Here is an 18298-nt window from a genome sequence, read left to right on the forward strand (position 1 = left end):
GGTGCAGAGGCCCGCTTCCTCTGAGGACGAGAGCCCGGGCCGGTCCGTTCCTGACAGCGGCGTCCTGGCGCGGCCCCTACGCGGGTGCCACCGCCGCTTCGCAGCGCCTTCCAGCACCGGAGCAGTGGGGACTGGCGGCTGTGCGCCGGAGCCAACCTCGCACCCGACGCAGGCAATGGCCAGGGGTGTGCCCTGAGCCCTCCTCCTGGCGCGGTGCAACGCCTTCCATCTGGAAACTCGTCTCCCACCCCCAATCACGCCACAGTCTCTTGCACTCCCCTGCTCCACCACCCGACTTGTGGAACCCCCATGACCTCCTGGTCCACCCTCACGCGAGCCCTTGTCGCCATCGTGGTCCTTCCCTCACTGGCACTATCCGCTCCCCGCGCCGGGACGACCAGGCCCACAGGCCCGGCAAAGCGTTACACCGTCGAGCAGTTCATGGAGACGACCTCCGTGCTCGGTGCGTCCTTCTCCTCGGATGAGCAGCGGGTGCTGTACTCGTCGAACGAGACCGGCGTCTTCAATGTCTTCTCCGTCCCGGTGACAGGCGGAAAGCCCACGCAGTTGACCCGCTCCACCCAGGACGCCTCCATCGCCGTCGCCTACTTCCCCACCGATGACCGCGTCCTCTTCACGCGAGACTCGGGAGGCAACGAACTCGCCCACCTCTACGTGCGCACGCTGGACGGCCAGGAGAAGGACCTCACTCCGGGCGACGAGCACCGCGCATCCTTCTTCGGCTGGAGCCAGGATGGCGCCGCCTTCTACGTCCTCACCAACGAGCGCGACGCACGCTTCCAGGACCTCTACCGCTACGACGCCAAGACGTATGCCCGCACCCTGCTCTACGCGGGCGATGGCGAGCATGTGCCCGGCGCCCTCTCCCCGGACGAGAAGTGGCTGGCGCTGGAGAAGTCACGGACGCTGTCCGACAGCGACGTCTACCTCTACGAGTTCGCCACCCAGCAGCGCCGGCACGTCACCGCGCACGAGGGCTCGGCCAGTTGGAAGGCGGCGACCTTCGACCCGGCGTCCTCCGCGCTGTACCTGCTCACCAACGAGGGCTCCGAGTTCATTCGCGTGGAGCGCCACGTGCTCGCCACCGGGAAGCGCGAGTTGGTGGAGCAGCTGAATTGGGACGTGCTCTCCACGGTGTTCTCGCGACGTGGCACGTGGCGCATCACACGCGTCAACGAGGACGGCCGCACCACGCTTCGGGTCCACGACGTGAAGGCCGGCAGGCGCGTGCCCCTGCCAGGGATTCCAGAGGGGGCGCTCTCCGGTGTGAGCCTGTCCCGCGGTGAGAAGCGAATGGCCTTCCACGTCGACGGAGACCGCTCGCCCGGCAACCTGTACGTCTACGACTTCGAGACGAAGAAGCTCACCCGGCTGACGGACACGCTGGGCCGGACTCTGGACACCCAGCACCTGGTGGAGTCGGAGCGGGTGCGCTTCAAGTCCTTCGACGGGCTGGAGATTCCGGCGCTGCTCTACAAGCCCCATCAGGCCACCGCGAAGCGGCGCGCCCCCGCCATCGTCTTCGTCCATGGGGGACCGGGAGGACAGTCTTCCAAGGGCTACAGCAGCTTCTTCCAGTTCCTCGTCCACCACGGCTACGTGGTGCTCGCCGTCAACAACCGGGGCAGCGAGGGCTACGGCAAGTCGTTCTTCGCGGCGGATGACCAGCAGCACGGCAAGGCACCGCTCCAGGACTGCGTCGAAGCGAAGAAGTACCTGTCCGCCCTCCCCTACGTGGATGGCGCGCGCGTGGGCATCATGGGCCCCAGCTACGGCGGATACATGGTGCTCGCGGCGCTGGCGTTCCATCCCGACGTCTTCGCCGTGGGCGTGGATGCGTTCGGCATCTCAGACTGGTTGAGCGCGCTGAGAGAGCTGCCGCCCCACAAGGAGGCCCTGCGCGAGGCGCTCTACCAGGAACTGGGCAACCCCCAGACGCAGGAGGCGATGCTTCGAGAAATCTCCCCGCTGTTCCACGCGGAGAAGATTCGCAGGCCCCTGCTCGTCATCCAGGGCGCCAACGACCCGCGCGTGCCCAAGGCCAAGACGGACGCACTCGTCGAGGCCGTCCGGAAGAACGGCGTGCCCGTCGACTACTTCGTCCTCCCCAACGATGGCCATGGCTTCAGCAGCACGAAGAGCGAAGCGGAGACCTCCGTGAGAATCCTCTCCTTCCTGGACCAGTACCTCCGACGGAGCCCCTGAAACCGTGAGCACGGCTTCGCACTTGTGCAACTGCATGCACAGTGGCTGACGCGGCCTTCAGTTATTTCGTGCGGTTTCGCGTTGGCATGCCCCTTGATGGGTATGGGCACATGAATCTCAACTCCCTTCGCGTCCGTGCTCTTGCTGGCCTCGTGTCCGCGCCGATGCTCGCGCACGCCCAGGAAGAACCGCCTGTCGCACCCCATTCCGCGCCTTCCGCTGTCCATGGGGGAACCCAGAGGTTGAGCAGCGCGGCGGCCCTGGGCGTGCACTCGCTCTCGGTGGACTCCGTCTCCCCTGCGTCGATGGCCTTCATCGTGGACATCGAGCAGCCCCTGTCACCGTTCATCTCGGTGTTCGCAGGCGGGCACGTGGGCGTGAACCTGAAGGCGACGGGCCTCCAGGCTGGCGGCCGCGTCTATCTGACCGGGAGGCCCTTCCAGGGCCCCTTCCTGTCCGTCCAGGGCGATGGCACCTTCTTCGACGCGGATGAGGATGTATCGAAGCTCCGCGCCTCCGTCAGCGGACTGGTCGGGTATTCGCAGCAGCTGGGCAACCAGTGGCATATCGCCCTGGCGGGCGGCGCTGGGTTCAGCCACCTCCGGCAGGAGACCGAGCTGCCGCGCTCCGCGACCTGCACGCTGTTCTCCTGGTGTCTGCTTTCGAAGCCCGAGCGCACCGTCGAGACAACGCAGACGCTGCATCCCGTCGTGAGGCTCACGGCGGTACACCGGTTCTAGGGCAGGACATGCGATGATGGCCCGATGAAATCGGCATTCAAGGGTGAGCACGCGAAGGCCGTGCTCTCCCGGTGGCACGACCATTTCCGCGGCCGCCTGCGGGTGCCCACGGAGAGCCGGACGGTGCAGACCCGTGTCGGTGACACACATGTGCTGGTAGGCGGTCCAGAAGCCGCGCCCAACGTGGTCGTCCTCCACGGGGCGCTCGCGAGCTCCGCGCATGTGCTCCACGAGCTGGCCCCCTGCTGGAGCAGTTCCGTCTTCACGCGGTGGACGTCGTCGGCCAGTCGGTGAAGAGCGCGGATGTGCGGCCTTCGGTGGCGAACAACGCGTATGGCGAGTGGCTCCGAGACGTCCTGGATGGGCTGGCGCTCCAGCGCCCCCATGTGGTGCCGGCTCGCCGCTCGCAACTCCATCGCCATCTCCTGGCGTAAGAACAAGTTCGAGAAAACGGGTGACGGGTCCCGGCTCACGCACGGAGGCACGGCAGGCGAGACGCCGTCACGCTTCGTGAACTGGGTCGTCCTACATCCCCGGGATGAATCACCTGCGCACGGCGGGCGTCGCAGCCGTGCCCATTGACCAGCGCTACGTCAGCCAGGGCATTGGTACCGGCCCCGCCGAGCGACTGGAGAAGTACGGCTCCGACCACTTCGCCTACACCGCGACGGTCCGGTACTGAGCCTCGTTCACCGCCGCATCGTATTTGGCTCCGTCCTCTGCTCGGACAACAGGGGACGCACCACACCATGTCACAGCACGCTATCGAGGACCCCGTCGAGGACAGTGTCCAAGAGGTGCTGCGCTTGGCCTGGGATGACCAGGCCAAGCGGCAGCGCTTCGGCGCGCTGTACGCGTGACAGGGGCAGCACGACTGCCTGCCCGATGCTTCGATTCCGAGGTAGGCTGACACCATGGTGCCTCTGACCGACCGGGCTGCGCTGCCTCAGGAAGCGCGCTCCGCCCTGGAAAAGGAGCTGGCATCCCTCACGCTGCTCCAGGACGTCGTGCGCTGGGGCTTCGCGAGCTCGCCGCCGCGCGATGTCACGGAGGTCATCGTCCAGGACGAGTTCACCCACGACGTGGTGATGCCGTGGATGGAAGGCAGCTACCTCGTCTTTGACACGACCTGACTGGGCGGAGTCACTGCGGTCTCCGTGTGGGACCACCGACCCAGCGCAGATGAACTCCTCGATGCCCGGCTTGCATCCGGATGGACGCCGACGCCCACGAGCACCGTCGACGGCGACATCATCATGGGACATGCCGCGTGCAGAGTGCCGCCTCAACGGCCCTGACAGCCGGCCGCCTCGGCTGCTCGCTAGTCATGGAGCCCTGTGCCCCCCAGCACGGGGGAAGGCGCGCTCACGGCGGGCGGCGACGTGGCCGGCAAGGCTCCCGCGGTGGCACTGCCGAACATGCGCCGGATGTGGTCGCCGTAGAGGGTGATCGTCAGCAAGCCAATCAAGACGAGGAATGAAAGCGCGGCCACCACGGTCGCCGCCGTGCCCAAGAGTGTGACCGCCTCCTCTCGCTGCTGGCTCCAGATGCGACGGCAATCCCCCGTGACGACGGTCCCATCCGGTCGGCGGTAGAGCCGGACACAGACACTTCCACCGGGCTGGAGCAGCGCCTCCACCTCGAGCGTGGTCATCTCGCTCAGGTTGTGGACGGAGAGCCTGCAGGCACCACAGTGCCGGACACGTGCATCCCCTTTCATGTCCTCCCAGCGCATCTCGCAGGGCGTCGCGATGGTGAGGCGTTCCGTCATGGCGCGTGTGTCCATGACGGAGGACATTATGGGACACGCCCTTCTACAGACATCGGCCTTCCGTCCGTAGGATGAATGACCGATGCCTGGGGCGACACGGAACCGGGGACGGCGGGTGCCCCCCAGGCGCGGAGCGTCCCCTCCAGCGGCCCGCCAGAAGGACCCAGCACGCCGTCTCGCCCGTACGCGCCACAAGACTCACATTCCTCCGAGCCTCGGGCCCGGTGCTGGCTCAGTGCAAAGGGAGGCAACAGCTGGCAAGCCCACCGGCGTATTGAGACACCGGTGGGTTGCGACTGCACCCATCTCAGCTCCCGCCAAGGTCAACACGTTCGCCGGCTACTGGCCGTCGAGCCTGCCGTCCAGGTTCCGGTCGAGCGCGATGCGCCTGCCGGAGCCCGGAGGAACCGCGGTGAAGGTCACCTCCTGCCCCGCGGTGTTCGCCAGCGCCCGGAGCGCCGCGGTGGAGATGTTCGCGCCGCCGTCATCGGGCTTCCAGGTCCCGGGACCCCGTTCGTACAGGAAACCCTTCACCCGGCTGCCGACGGCTACCTTCGCCACCACGTCAGCCTCGTAGGTCGCGCCACCGAGAACCTTGGACGCGAACTGCGCTCGGGACCGCGCAATCAGCAGGTCGATGCGCGCCCCCACGTTGGCGGCATTCGATGCCGTGAGCGTCACTTGCTGGCCGACAATCGGCGCCAGGTCGGTGTCCGCCGCCAGCATGAAGTCCTCCATCTGGCGACGCTCGGTGTCGTTCCGGAAGCCCACGAGGGGCCCACCAATGCTGGTGTTGGAGAACACGATGGCGCTGAAGAAGCGGAACAGGGTGTCCACCGCGCCGTCATGCGTGAAGCCGAAGCCGCGAACCTGGTCACCCACCTGCCCCGTCTCCGGATGCAGGAAGAAGCTGCTGTCCGGGAAGCCGAACATGCCAACCTTCGTGTACATGGTCCGCACGTGGGGAATCTTCATGATCTGGCTGATGCCCTCGAAGCTGGAACGGGTATCCGTGCCGAAGAAGCCCTGCGCACCGTCAATCGTGTGGCAGCCATTGCAGTTGAACCCGTTGTCATCGCCAATCGCGATGCCGTCCACCCGGCGGCTGCCGAAGTAGAAGTCGCTCGCCGCCTTCTGCGAAGCCGTGAGCGCGTTGTCCAGCCTGCGAATGGGGTTGGGCGGCAGCTGCACCTGGAGTTGGAAGGCCGTGAACTTGTCCATCTCCGCCTCGGTGGGCATGGACGCGCGGCCCAGCAGCTCCGGGAAGGCGACGATGAAGTTCTTGAAGGACATCTCCTCCCCGCCGGCATCGACACCGAAGAAGCCATTTGAACGGTCACCCCGCCAGTGCATGGCGCCCTGATTCGTCATGCCGCGCAGGGTCTGCGTCGTCATGGGCCCCTTCATCGGGTGGAACTCGTTCTGCTTCCCCGTTCCGTTGAGGGGCGAGCTCGGGTGGCCGGTGAAAGCACGGAAGATGCCAATCTCCAGGTCGCTCGCGAGGCGCATGTTGATGGGATTGGCCGTCACCGTCGCATCCGGGTTGCCCAGGTCCCAGGCGAGTTCGTCCTTGTCACCGAAGATGTGGCAACTGGCGCACGACGACTCACCGTTGGCCGATGAGAAGTTGGCGTCATAGAGGAACGGGCGGCCCTGGACGACGGAGGCGGGCTCCGGATTGTAGAGCGACACCGAGGACAGCTGCGCCTTGGTGGCCAGGTCGATGACCTTCACCGCGTTGTCGAAGCGGGTCATCACGTAGAGGCGATTGCGAGCCTCGTCCAGGACCAGACCGCTGGGCCCGCCGCCACTCACCGGGATGTGGTTGGCGCTCGCGGTGCGAGGGTCGAACGCATTGCTCTCCAGCGACGCCGTGTCGTAGACGCCAATCTTGCTGGAGCTGAACGCGGCCACGTACAGCTTCGTGCCATCCCGGGAGACGACCATCTCCGTCGGCGTGGAGAGGCTGTGGTTCTTCACCGAGGGGTCGAAGCCGGGCTTCCCCGCCAGCTTCGAGTAGTCGATGTGCTTGTTGAGATGCCGAGGGTAGGCCGTGCCCCCGGAGATGACGGTGATGCGCATCTGCGCGAGGTTGCCCTGCACCGTGCTGCCGCCGTATTCACCGGCGCCCTCGAAGCGGGTCAGGTTGTTGGCCTCGCTGTTGGACGCATACACCACGCCCGACTTCGGATTGGTGGCCAGGTTGAAGAGGGTGGTGCCCACACCCGAGAAGGAAGCCGTCTCCTGAAGGGTGTCCGCGTCGATGGCGAAGACGTCCTTGTCCGGCAGACGCAGGCGCACGCCGTTGTTGAAGTTGCGGCCCAGCGTGTCCTGCCACTGCCCGGCGGCGCTGTTCCACTTCACGATGAGGGCGGTCTCCGGCGCCTTCGCGCCCTCGAAGTTCGTCGCGGGCCCAGGCAATCCGCCCGGCATCAGGTTGTTGCCGAATGGCGGGGTGTCGGGGAAGACGAGGCACATGTCCCGTTCCTTGAACCCGTCGCAGACGCTCCCCAGGCTGACGGACGTCGTCTGATTGCCGGACTGGGCAATGGCCGCATAGACAGTCTTCTTGTCCGGGCTGGTGGCGAGCCCGCGCGGCGTGTCGCCGAAGAGCGTCACGATGCGCAGGGGCGTACCGCCCAGCGTCGCCCCGAGCGAAGCCGGGTTGAAGACCCAGACGTCCGCGCGCCCCACGCCAGGCGTGGTCAGCTTCGGGTCTCCCGACCCGGGAACCGCGGCGATGGACGGGTCGGTGCGGTGCTGCCCCCGGTGCGCGGTGGTGATGAAGGCATGACCGTTGGTGCCGGCGAAGACGATGTCGCGCGGCTCATCGCCCACGAGCAGCGTGCGCACTACCCGCGGCGTGCCCACCAGGCTCACCACGCTGATGCTGTCCGACAGGTGGTTGACCACCCAGACTTCCGTGTCGCTGCGCGCGGCGACAGCGACGGGCTCCAGGCCCACCGGCACCGCCGCGATGAGCGAGAGCCCCGCGCTGCTGATGGAAAAGACCTCCAAGCGGTTGTCCGGCGTGTTGACGGCGAACAACCGCGTCCCGTCCGGGGAGAGCGCCAGGGGACGCACGTGCGCGCTGTCGAACGTGATGAACGAGGGCACCTGGGCCGTGGCGGTGAATGCAGCCAACAAAGACACCACGGCGCACAACGAGACGGCGCGAGCGCGCCAACAACTCCTGCGCACGCCCACTTGCTGAGTACCCACCATAGGGACCTCCTCACGAGACGGGGAAACGTTGCTGTCCATGGATTAGCAGTGGACTTCGCGACAACGCCCCCACCGAAGGGAGGGGGAACGGCCCCTCCCCACGCCCAAAGGCAGTCACCGGCACGGCGCGTCAGGCCTTGCTCGCGAGCGCCCGGCGCCGCAAAGCCGCGAAACCGCGTGTGTAACGCATTGCGGTGTCCATTTCGTGACACTCATTGCGGGGTTGCCTTCGCGTACCTCAACCCGGTTCACCCGTTTTCCGTGGTCTAGTGACTGACGCACCCGGCCAAAGAGGGACGTGCTCATGCCGAGCCTTCGAAACGCTCCGGATCTGCTCCCCACGAAGCTCTCCCCTCCCCGGGCGGCATCCGTGCTGGTGCCGTGTGGCGCCGCCCTGCGGAGGATCGACCATGGGGTGAGCGGGAAGCTGGTGCTGGTGACGGCCCCGCTCGGCTCCGGCAAGACGACGCTGCTGACGCAGTGGTACCGCGAAGCACGCGTGCCGCACCTGCTTGCCTGGCTGTCGCTGGACGAGCAGGACAACGCCCCCGAGCGGTTCTTCGCATACCTGGTCGGGGCGATTCGCCGGGCCACTCCAGACTTCGACGCGTACAGCACGAGCCAGCCCGAGCACGCGACGGCCGTCATCCTGCAAAGCCTGTGGAGCCTGGGCCGCGAGCTCGTCGTGGTGCTGGACGACTTCCATGTCCTGCGCGAGCGCCCACTGGTGCGGGCCTTCTCGTACCTGATGGACCACTCACCGCCGCACGTGCACTGGGTCGTCTCGTCGCGCAACATCCCCGAGCTGGACCTGGCCAAGCTGAAGCTCACCGAGCAACTGGTGACGCTCGACGGCCGGGACTTGAACCTGGATGGCGAGGCCATCCGCGAGCTGGGCCTGCGCCTGTGCGGCGCGGTGCTCACACCGGAGGACATCGACTCCCTCCGCACGCGGACGGAAGGCTGGGTCGCTGGCGTCAAGCTGGCGCTGCTGTCCGCGGGTGAGCACGCGAGCGTGAGCGATGCGCTGAAGAAGGCCATTGGCTCCAATCACGACGTTGCCCGCTATCTGGCGGACGCGGTGCTGCGCGAGCAGTCCGAGGAGGTGCGCGAGTTCCTGGTGCTGAGCTCCGTGGTGGAGCAACTCCATGGCGCGCTGTGCAACGCGCTGCTTGGCATCACCCGAGGACACGCACTGCTGGGGCAGCTCGAGCGCTCACAGTTGTTCATCCAGGCGCTCGACGCCGAGCGGCAGTGGTACCGGTACCATCCACTGTTCCTCGAGGTGCTGCGCGCCCAGCTCGCCTGTGACTACGCCGACCGCGTCCCTCGGCTGCACCGTGCGGCGAGCGCTTGGTTCGCGGAGAACCAGATGCCGGACGAGGCGCTGACGCACGCCTTCGCCTCGGGAGACAGGGGCTGGTGTCTCGCGCTCACCGCACGCTGCATGGAGGCGTGGATGCGCGAGGGCGAGCTTGCCTCCGTCCTCCACTGGACCGCGAAGCTGACGGCTCAGGAGGTCATCCGGTCGCCAGCCATCTGCGTGGGCCACATCGCCTGCCTCATCCTGTCCCGCCGCTTCGCGCATGCGACCGCGGCGCTGCGGGATGCCCAGCACCACCTCGACACAGTCTATGAGGTGGCTGCCCCCGAACGCGAGCGGCTGACGAAGCGGCTCGCACACCTCACGCTGCTTCATGCCGTGCTGTCCGACTCGGCTCCGGACTCTGGCATGGACCTGGACGCGTCACCGGGCTCCGAAGAGTCGGACGTCTTCATGGCGGGCGCCGTGCTGGCGGCGAAGGCCTACCAGGCGCTCCGGATGAACCGCTTCGATGCGATGCGCCGGCTCGCACTGAGCGCTCGGGAGACGTTGCAGGGGCACAACAATCCGTTCCTGGTCGGGTACACGGATGTCCTTGTCGCACTGGCGGACCGGGCGCAGGGGAACATGAAGGACGCTGCGGCGCGGTGCGAGGATGCCTTCGAGCGTGCGAGTCGTGGACGGCGCAATCCCGTCTGGGTGAATGCGGCCACGGCGCTGGCCAACGCTCGCTACGAGCAGAACCGGCTCGACGAAGCCGAGGCGCTCTGTGTCGAGGTGCTGCCTCTGCTCCCGCAGGCCTCCGTGTTCGAGACGTTCGCGCTCGCCTACCTCATGCTGGCCCGCATCAAGACGGTTCGCGGGAAGTACGCAGAGGCGTACCGGCTCCTGGACTACCTCCACGGCGTGCTCGAGTGCGGTCACCAGACGCGATTCCTGGCCCACGTATGCGGGGAGAAGATTCGCCTCTACCTGGTGGAGCAGGCGCCCGCGCGAATGCGGGTGGTGGCCCAGGAGTTCGGCCTGGGCGAGCGCATGCGCCGGGGCGAGTGGAGCGAGAAGCGCTTCTACGACGAGACGTGGGAGCGGCTCGGGCTCGCGCAGGCGTGGGTGATGATGGTGCGCGGCCGCCACGACAAGGCGCACGCGATTCTGGAGGTGCTGCGAGCCAGCGTGCACGAGGTGGGCTACGTGTCACGCGAGACGGCGCTGCTGGCCACCATCGCGGTGTGCCACTGGCGCGCGGGTGACGCGATGGCCGCATTCGCCGCGTTGAACCGGGGCTTCGCGCTGGCGCAGCGCTTCGGCTTCGGGCGCAGCGTGTTCGACGAGACGCCCGGCCTGCAGGAGGTCGTCATCGCGGCCGCCCGGCAGCGGAAGCTGAGCTACGCGTTTCCGGACCGGTACACCACGCGGTACCAGGACCTGCTGTCCGCGGGAGCCCGCGTGCCTCGCGAGTTCGCGGCTCCACCTTCCGCGCCCCTGGAGCCACTCACCGAGCGCGAGCTCCAGATGCTCAAGCTGCTCGCACAGGGGCTGAGCAATCAGGAAATCAGCGAGCGTTCCAACGTCGCGCTCTCCACGACCAAGTGGCACCTGCGGAACGTGTTCGCCAAGCTGGACGTCACCACGCGCACCGCCGCCATCGTCAAGGCCCAGGAGCGGTTGCAGCGGAACCTGTGAAGGCCCGGCCCGTCCGTGGAATGAACGTTCCTTCCACGCCGCGCCCGGACATGGACAGTTGTCCTCTGGCATGAGAGGCCTGGGGGCGGTTGAATGGGAGCATCCGCGCCACCGCATCGTGTGGCAGGCGCGGCGGGGCCCCAGGCCCCAGGAGGAGCGTCCGTGCCCGCAGCGACCATCCCCACCGTCGAGACCGAGCGCCTCGTCATGAAGGGTCACAGCCTCGAGGACTACGAGGAGTGCCTCGCGCTGTGGAGTGACCCCACGGTGGTCCGCTACATCAGCGGCAAGCCGTCCACACGCGAAGAGATGTGGTCCCGGCTCCTGCGTTACGTGGGCCATTGGGACCTGCTGGGCTACGGCTTCTGGGTGGTGCGTGAAAAGGCGACGGGCCGCCTCGTGGGCGAGGTGGGACTGGGCGACTTCCACCGCGACATGCAGCCGTCCCAGGGCGCCGGGCCCGAGGCAGGCTGGGTGCTCGCCCCCGGGTTCCACGGCAAGGGGTACGCCACCGAGGCGGTACGCGCGGCCCTCACCTGGGCGGATGCCCAGCTCAGCCCTGAGCGCGTGGTGTGCATCATCGCGCCCGAGAATGCGGCGTCCATCCGCGTCGCCGACAAGTGCGGCTTCCGGCAGACGGGACAGGGAAGCTACAAGGGAGAGCCCTCGCTCATGTTCGAGCGCCTGGCACCGGTGAAGATGGGCGCTCGGTGATTCACGGGGAGGCATGACCATGGCCACCGCGAAGCACCCGACGCTCAAGCGCGACATTCAGCCGATGCCCGCGAATGTCCGGGCAGCGCTGGTCAAGCGCGGGCTCATGGAGGCATACAAAGCGCGGCCTCCGTACCAGCAGAACGACTATCTCGGCTGGATTGCCCGGGCCAAGCTCGAGGCGACGCAGCAGAAGCGGCTCGACCAGATGCTGGACGAACTGGCTGGCGGAACGAAGTACATGAACATGGCGTGGTCTGGCGGGCGGAAGTAGCGCTGGGGCTCGCCGCCAGCGAGCCCCTATGTGTCTGAATGGGTCTCATGACACTGGAGCGTGCGGATGTTCCCATCGCCTGCCCCAAGTTCCCCAGAAGACCCGATGAATACGATACGTTAGACTACATGGAATGATGACGCGGCTCGCGCTTCTCCTAACAGTGGCCTCGGTTTGGATGTCGCCCACCGAAGCACACGCCTGCAGTTGCTCACAAGGTTCCGGCGATATCGCTCGCGACCTGAGAGAAGCCCAGCAATATTCAAATGCGATCTACCGCGCTCGCATCCTCTCCGTGACGCCCGTTCATTTCGGAGGAACCGCCGTCATTGAGGTCTTGGAAGTCTTCAAGGGCAAAGTCATCGTGGGTGAGCAGTTCGAGCTCCCATCGGGCGGCGGTGGCGATTGCACCATTGGATTCCGGGCCGAATCAGAATACCTCATGTACGCGGGCTCCGATGGTCCCAGGTCAGTGAGGCACTGCTCTCGCACACGGCGAATTACATCCAAAGAGGACTCTGAGCTGCGATGGCTCAGCACGGGAAAGCTCCCACCCATTCCCGTTGCGATGCAACGCGAATCCGTTTCGTGCGAGCCTTGCGACACCCACAAAATAGGTGGCCGGTTGAGCTCACCGCCCGGTGCACCCCTTGTCTGTTCCGTGTGGGGAGATGAAGCGGACGCCGCAATGAAGACTGGACGGCCTTTCTTCACATTCTCGACACAGCCATCAGACTTGTCTCGGAACATGGCGGTGGGCAGGTCATGGGATGGAAGATTCTTCGAACTGGTTCAAACGCCGTACTTCACCACCGATGAGCATTGCGTACAGAAGGTCTACCTTCGCTGGTGCTCGCGCCTGAATGTCTGGGCCTCGGGGCCGGGCGCACACCCTATTTTTCGATGCGTCGAGCCCGGTATCTCCACCCTGGAGTGCAACGAATCGCTGAGCCGCACCGCCGCGTGGGAGCCTGTGGAGGCACTTCCTCCCGCCGAGAACTGCGACTGGTACGCGCCCGACAGCCCCCAGTGCCGCTTGGAAGGAACGGGAACACGACTTCCGCAAGAAGCACCGACGTCGCCATTACTGGTATGCAGCCCCAGCGCAAGCCTTGGCGCCAAACGCCACTCGTGTCGAGTTGAAACGGCGCACCCCCCGCATCCGGTTTCCATTGTCCCTTGAAGACTGCACAACGTGCCTTCTGGCAACGGAAGACACCAGTAGACTGACGGTCATGAGAGCCCTTTCCACGATACTCATCGCGGCAATCGCGGTCTGCCTGTGGCCGACACCGGCGCAGGCGTGTGTTTGCATCGCGGGCGGGGGTAACCTTCACAACGACCTCAAGGTGGCGCGTGAGCGTGCGAGCGCCATCTACCGAGCTCGCGTCATCCCGGTCCCCAGCGGTCCCTACTTAGGAACCGTGGACGTCGAAGTCCTTGAGGTCATCAAGGGCCCTGTCGTCACGGGCGAGAAGTTCAATCTTCCCCAGGGTGGTGGAGGCGACTGCCGAATCCGGTTCCGGGACGAAGCGGTGTATCTCATCTACGCCGAGCCAGAGTATCCCAGGTTGATCTGGCACTGCTCCCGCAGCCGGCCCATGGCCTCTCTGGATGATGCGGAGTGGGTCTGGCTCACAACGGGGAAACTCCCTTCCATTCCGGCCGTGGTCCAGCGCGAATCCGTGTCCTGCGACCCCTGCGACGTGGAACGCATTGGAAGCAGCTTGATTTCCCCTCCTGGGAAGGCCCCCATCATTCCCCATGAAGCGCGCAAGGCGCTCGCCTTGATGAAAGCCCGTCGGCCGTTTCTCACCCACTCCAACGCTGCCTCGAATGGGCAACGACTGGTCATGGTGGGAAGGTCATGGGCAGGCAAGCCGTTCGAGCTGATTCAGACGCCCGCCTATTCGGTCGACGCGCGTTGCAAACAGCAAGTCCAACTCCACTGGTGCAAGCGTCTCGAGGTATCGAGGCCATACCCCGACGACGGCCCGCGATTCCGATGCGTCGAGCCAGAGCGCGCTGAAGTGGCGTGCGACGAAAACAAGAGCCGCACGTCAAAGTGGGAGCCTCCGGAAGCACTCTCCGCAGACCAGTGCCACTGGCGGACCCACAGCAGTGCCAGTTGCACATTCAGCAGCCCCCCTGCTCCGCTCGACGAGGGAGCCCCTACGTCTCCGCTGCTGGTCTGCCAACCCAAAGCAGGGCTCCAGCCCAGGTATTCGTGCAGCGTCCAGGCCGCTCCGGCCCCGTTTCAACCCAAGTAGGCAGCGCGGACCCTCTCGGGTCTCACGCCTTCGCGGGCGGTTTCGTCCCCGCGTCCTTGCCCTCATCCCGGCCGTGCACGGCCGCGGGCGGACTGGTGGCTTCCACGGCTGAGAAGGTCTCCAGCACCTTGTACGTGTGACTGGAGCCACGAGGCACCAGCCAGGAGTCACCAGGGTTGAGCAGGATGACCTGTCCTTCGAGGTGCAGCTCCGCGCGGCCTTTGAGGACGAAGCCCACCGTTTCGTAGTCCCTCGCGGTAGCGGGCGCCGGCTCTCCGGGCGGTTCGTCCTCCCACAGCCGCATCGACAGGCGGACGCCAGACGCCAGATACTTCTGCCCCATCTCGCCCTTGGGAGAGTGCCGACTCTCCACCTTCTTCACGCTGGTGTCGCCCATGCCTTCGTCTCCGTTGGATGGCGGCGGATGTGCCGCGCGTCTGCCGAAAAAGGTAAGGAAGGCATCCAGGAGCCGACGGGCACCCAGCACGGGCCGCCAGCACGGCGCGTCAGGGGCCAGACATGCGAAGGCCCCGCCTCCCTGCTGGGAGACCGGGCCTCGGGCACACTCAAGGGTGGCCTGCGGGTGCTTCAGACGGCGCGGACGTTCTGCGCCTGCAGCCCCTTGGGGCCACGCGTGACCTCGAACTCCACCTGCTGCCCCTCCTGGAGGGTGCGGAAGCCATCCATGTTGATGGCAGTGTGGTGGCAGAACACGTCCTCACCGTTGTCCTGCGCGATGAAGCCGAACCCCTTGGCGTCGTTGAACCACTTCACGGTACCGATTGCCATGTGACCTTCTTCCTTCTGCTTTGAGGCCGCCGCCAAGGGCTGCCCGATCGACGTGTGCGGAGCGGACACCGCCCCGGCCCCCCAACGACAAACTTCCTGGCGCCTCCTGTCCACCGGGCAACCGCCTTCCGGGCAAGCAGCCGTCCGCCACCGGACACTCCATTTCCCCCGTCCCTCCCACCAGGGCCGCAAGGCGTCTTCTTCCCCTCACTCCCCCCACCCCTCCCCCGGGGCCGTCTTCACACTTCTTCACCGCGCGCGGGCGTAGCCTTCATACCCGCCCTCTACCTTCCCGCTCGTCACCACCAGCGCCGCCCCCAGGGGACGGCCTCATTGGGAGCGTGGAGCCATGTTCGGGTTTCTCTTCGGAACCGCCTGCCTCGCCGGCCTCATCTACACGGTCCGTGGCGGGCGCCACGGGTATCACCGCAGGGGCCGCTGGAGTTCGCGTGGACGCCTGCGCTGGCTCTTCGAGCGGCTGGATACATCGCCTGGCCAGGAGAAGGTCCTCCTCAAGGCCGCCGACGATGTCATGGAGGCCTTCGCCAAGGCCCGTGACGAGACAGGCCCCAGCCGCACCGCCCTGGGCACCGCGCTGCGCGGTGAGCACTTCGACGGCGCCGCGCTGCGCGAGCTCTTCACTCGCCACGATGTCGCCATCGACAACGTGCGCCGCACGGTGCAGGGCTCGCTCGCCCAGGTCCATGAGGCGCTGGACCCACGGCAGCGCCGTGAGCTCGCGGACCTCCTCGAGCACGGCTTCGGCTCCGCCTACGGCTGGCGCGGAGGCCATGGCGGCTGGCACCACCGCTGTGGCGGCCCCGGCGGCTGGCGAGGCGGAGCATTCGGCCGCGGCGGCCATCGCCACGGGGACGGCCACGGCCCTTGGGGACGCGATGACGCGCGTGGGGTGTGAGCCCCGAACCAACGCCCCCTTTCGTCGTCCTTGAAGGAGAGATTCCATGCGCCGCCGTCTGCTCATCGTCCTGCTCGCCCTGGGCACCGTTGGAGGCTATGCCTCCGGTTTCGCCAGCGTGGCCCGTCACCGCCATCACCTCCGCCACTGTCACCACGTCGCCTGGGAGCACGGATGGAGCCCCCACGGCAGGTGGGAGCCCTCCGGCCAGCGAGGGGTGACTCCCCCGCCGGCAACCCGCGTGTCCATCCACACGGCCTCCCCCTGAAGTAGAAGGCGGTTCATGTCCACGCGCGTCCTGCTCATCGACGACGACACCCGGATGTACGAGCTGCTCGAGCAGTACCTCGGGCAGAACGGCCTCAGCGTCACTCACGCGGCGGATGGCGGACGGGGGCTGGCGGCGCTGGAGGCCAGTGCCTTCGACGCGGTGCTGCTCGACGTGATGATGCCCGGCATGGACGGCCTGGAGGTCTGCAAGCGCATCCGCGCCAAGAGCCTCATCCCCGTCATCATGCTCACCGCGAAGGGCGACGAGACGGACCGCGTGGTGGGCCTGGAGCTGGGCGCGGACGACTACCTCCCCAAGCCCTTCAGTCCCCGCGAGCTGCTGGCGCGGCTGCGGGCCGTGCTGCGTCGCTCGCAGCCCTCGGCGGTGGCGGACCGGTTGGAGTCGGGCGGCGTGTCCATCGACGTGGCCGGGCGCGAGGTGCGCGTGGAGGAGCGCGCCGTGGAGTTGACGGGCCTGGAGTTCGATTTGCTCGTCGCGCTGGTGCGCAGGGCCGGACGCGTCATTCCGCGCGACGCCCTGCTGGGCGAAGCGGGTCGCAGCGACACGGTGGTGGGCGAGCGCACCGTGGACGTGCACATCTCCCACCTACGACAGAAGCTCGGTGACGTGGGCACCCGCCTCATCAAGACGGTGCGCGGCGTGGGCTACGTATTCGCCAAGGAGGGCCCGTGAAACGCGGCAGGCCCCGGGCGCACAAGCGCGGCTGGGGCGCGTGGGGCGACCCGCATGATTGCGGTCCCTGGGGACACCGGCATCCGCCGCACGGCTACTGGCACATGGGCCGCCTGGGGGGCTTCGTGCGCGCCCGGCTGCACCGGCGCCTGTTCATGTGGTTCGGCCTGTCCATCCTCGCCACCGGCGCCGTGGTGGCCACGGTGATGAGCCTGGTGGGTGGAGGCACCTGGAAACAGGAAGGCGACCGCGTGCGCACCTTCGTGGGCCACCGCTTCGAGGAGGTCTGGGACGAACCCGCCCGGCGGGACGCGCTGGTGGCGTCCATCGAGAAGGACTTGCAGGTGGGCGTGGAGCTGCGGGACGCGTCCGGCGCGATGCTGGCGCAGACCGAGAAGCCGTGCCGGCGGCCCGAGTTCAACCTGCCCGTGATTCGCGATGGCATCACCCTGGGCTCGGTGCGCGCCTGCTACGCCAGCTTCCGTCCGAAGAGCCCACTGCGGATGGTGCTGCCGCTGGCGCTGTCGTGCATGGTGCTGTGGCTGGCCGCGGGCAAGCTCGCGCGGCGGCTCGCACGTCCCATGGATGAGCTGGTGCGGGCCACGCGAGAGCTGGGTTCGGGCCGACTGGACTCACGCGCGGACGTCGCGCCGCATGTCACGGGGGAGTTCGCCGTGCTGGCGGATGCCTTCAACGACATGGCGGGGCGCATCGAGAAGCAGGTGGCGGACCAGCGCGAGCTGCTCGCCGCCGTGTCCCACGAGCTGCGCACCCCGCTGGCCCGGCTGCGCGTGCTGACGGAGCTGCTCCGCGACGGTAGCGGCAATCCGAAGACACTGGACCAGGTGGACCGCGAGGTGGTGGAGCTGGATGCCCTGGTGGGTGAGCTGCTGGCCAGCTCCCGGCTGGACTTTGGCCAGCTCACCCCGCGTGTCCTCGATGGCCAGACGCTGGCCACGCAGGCCCTGGAGCGCGCGGGGCTGGCGAGCTCCCTGCTGGCCGTGGAGGTGGAGCACGCGGGGCTCGTGGGAGACGCGACGCTAATGGGCCGCGCCCTGGCCAACCTCCTGGAGAACGCGCGCAAGCACGGCACCGGCGCCGAGGCACTGCGCATCCAGGAGCGAGGCGAACACCTGGCCTTCTGCGTGGAAGACCGGGGCCCAGGGCTGCAGCCCGGCGAGGACGAGCGCATCTTCCGGCCCTTCTACCGGAAGGACCACGGCACCGAGGCGCGCGAGGCGGGCTCCCTGGGCCTGGGCCTGGCGCTGGTCCAGCGCATCGCGCACGCCCACGGCGGAGAAGTCTTCGCGGAGAACCGCCCCGGCGGCGGCGCACGGGTGGGCTTCACCGTGCGGAAGAACGGCCCTCCGGATTCAGAGAGCCGCCCCGCCGCGTAGCGCGT

At 67.2% G+C, this 18298-nt stretch carries 16 protein-coding genes; 12 read left to right on the top strand and 4 right to left on the bottom strand.

Annotated features, from left to right (window positions below):
* Window positions 1–84: 84 nt before the first annotated feature.
* The 5 genes from BHS09_RS27290 to BHS09_RS27310 all read left to right on the top strand — a co-directional run bounded on the left by BHS09_RS27290 (window position 85) and on the right by BHS09_RS27310 (window position 4099).
* On the top strand, window positions 85–2226 hold the full coding sequence (locus tag BHS09_RS27290; protein ID WP_140799511.1) for a S9 family peptidase: 2142 nt from the start codon (window positions 85–87) through the stop codon (window positions 2224–2226).
* Window positions 2227–2468: 242 nt separating this feature from the next.
* Window positions 2469–2966, top strand: coding sequence for a hypothetical protein (locus tag BHS09_RS27295; protein WP_228560528.1), 498 nt, complete (start codon window positions 2469–2471; stop codon window positions 2964–2966).
* A 24-nt stretch (window positions 2967–2990) separates the two neighbouring features.
* Entirely contained in the window at window positions 2991–3260 is a 270-nt protein-coding gene (locus BHS09_RS39595; protein WP_237079855.1) for a hypothetical protein, read from the top strand.
* Window positions 3261–3504: 244 nt separating this feature from the next.
* The gene (locus tag BHS09_RS39600) at window positions 3505–3648 is read left to right on the top strand and encodes a hypothetical protein (RefSeq protein WP_237077478.1); all 144 of its coding nucleotides are present in this window, start codon (window positions 3505–3507) and stop codon (window positions 3646–3648) included.
* Window positions 3649–3880: 232 nt separating this feature from the next.
* Window positions 3881–4099: a hypothetical protein gene (locus BHS09_RS27310; RefSeq protein WP_140794413.1), complete on the top strand. Its 219-nt coding sequence runs from the start codon at window positions 3881–3883 to the stop codon at window positions 4097–4099.
* 188 nt (window positions 4100–4287) lie between these two features.
* Here BHS09_RS27310 and BHS09_RS27315 read toward each other — a convergent pair whose 3' ends face one another.
* Window positions 4288–4737, bottom strand: coding sequence for a hypothetical protein (locus BHS09_RS27315; protein ID WP_237079856.1), 450 nt, complete (start codon window positions 4735–4737; stop codon window positions 4288–4290).
* 339 nt (window positions 4738–5076) lie between these two features.
* Window positions 5077–7962 (bottom strand): YncE family protein, encoded by a 2886-nt coding sequence (locus BHS09_RS27320; RefSeq protein ID WP_140799514.1) that lies wholly within the window; start codon window positions 7960–7962, stop codon window positions 5077–5079.
* A 304-nt stretch (window positions 7963–8266) separates the two neighbouring features.
* On the opposite strand from BHS09_RS27320, the gene BHS09_RS27325 reads away from it, so the two are divergent.
* From BHS09_RS27325 to BHS09_RS27335, 3 genes are all read left to right on the top strand, one after another.
* Window positions 8267–10969 carry a winged helix-turn-helix domain-containing protein gene (locus tag BHS09_RS27325; protein ID WP_237079858.1) on the top strand — a complete coding sequence of 901 codons (2703 nt, stop codon included), beginning with the start codon at window positions 8267–8269 and terminating at the stop codon, window positions 10967–10969.
* 162 nt (window positions 10970–11131) lie between these two features.
* Entirely contained in the window at window positions 11132–11683 is a 552-nt protein-coding gene (locus tag BHS09_RS27330; RefSeq protein WP_140794417.1) for a GNAT family N-acetyltransferase, read from the top strand.
* Window positions 11684–11702: 19 nt separating this feature from the next.
* Window positions 11703–11957 (top strand): YdeI/OmpD-associated family protein, encoded by a 255-nt coding sequence (locus BHS09_RS27335; protein WP_237079859.1) that lies wholly within the window; start codon window positions 11703–11705, stop codon window positions 11955–11957.
* A gap of 2292 nt (window positions 11958–14249) precedes the next feature.
* On the opposite strand, the gene BHS09_RS27350 is transcribed toward BHS09_RS27335, so the two are convergent.
* Both BHS09_RS27350 and BHS09_RS27355 read right to left on the bottom strand, forming a co-directional pair.
* Window positions 14250–14624 carry a cupin domain-containing protein gene (locus BHS09_RS27350; protein ID WP_011555275.1) on the bottom strand — a complete coding sequence of 125 codons (375 nt, stop codon included), beginning with the start codon at window positions 14622–14624 and terminating at the stop codon, window positions 14250–14252.
* Window positions 14625–14815: 191 nt separating this feature from the next.
* Window positions 14816–15016: a cold-shock protein gene (locus tag BHS09_RS27355; RefSeq protein ID WP_011555276.1), complete on the bottom strand. Its 201-nt coding sequence runs from the start codon at window positions 15014–15016 to the stop codon at window positions 14816–14818.
* A 349-nt stretch (window positions 15017–15365) separates the two neighbouring features.
* Between BHS09_RS27355 and BHS09_RS27360 the strand changes: the two genes are divergently transcribed.
* From BHS09_RS27360 to BHS09_RS27375, 4 genes are read left to right on the top strand one after another with little or no spacing between them, the layout of a single operon-like run.
* Window positions 15366–15932 carry a periplasmic heavy metal sensor gene (locus BHS09_RS27360; protein ID WP_140799518.1) on the top strand — a complete coding sequence of 189 codons (567 nt, stop codon included), beginning with the start codon at window positions 15366–15368 and terminating at the stop codon, window positions 15930–15932.
* 46 nt (window positions 15933–15978) lie between these two features.
* Window positions 15979–16200: a hypothetical protein gene (locus tag BHS09_RS27365; RefSeq protein WP_140799519.1), complete on the top strand. Its 222-nt coding sequence runs from the start codon at window positions 15979–15981 to the stop codon at window positions 16198–16200.
* A gap of 15 nt (window positions 16201–16215) precedes the next feature.
* Window positions 16216–16896 carry a response regulator transcription factor gene (locus tag BHS09_RS27370; protein WP_140799520.1) on the top strand — a complete coding sequence of 227 codons (681 nt, stop codon included), beginning with the start codon at window positions 16216–16218 and terminating at the stop codon, window positions 16894–16896.
* A complete protein-coding gene (locus BHS09_RS27375; RefSeq protein WP_140799521.1) occupies window positions 16893–18293 on the top strand; it encodes a HAMP domain-containing sensor histidine kinase in 1401 nt (466 codons plus the stop codon). The genes BHS09_RS27370 and BHS09_RS27375 overlap by 4 nt, the downstream gene beginning before the upstream one ends.
* Window positions 18294–18298: the final 5 nt, after the last annotated feature.

The sequence above is a fragment of the Myxococcus xanthus genome (assembly GCF_006402735.1).
Classification (GTDB): Bacteria; Myxococcota; Myxococcia; order Myxococcales; family Myxococcaceae; genus Myxococcus; species Myxococcus xanthus_A.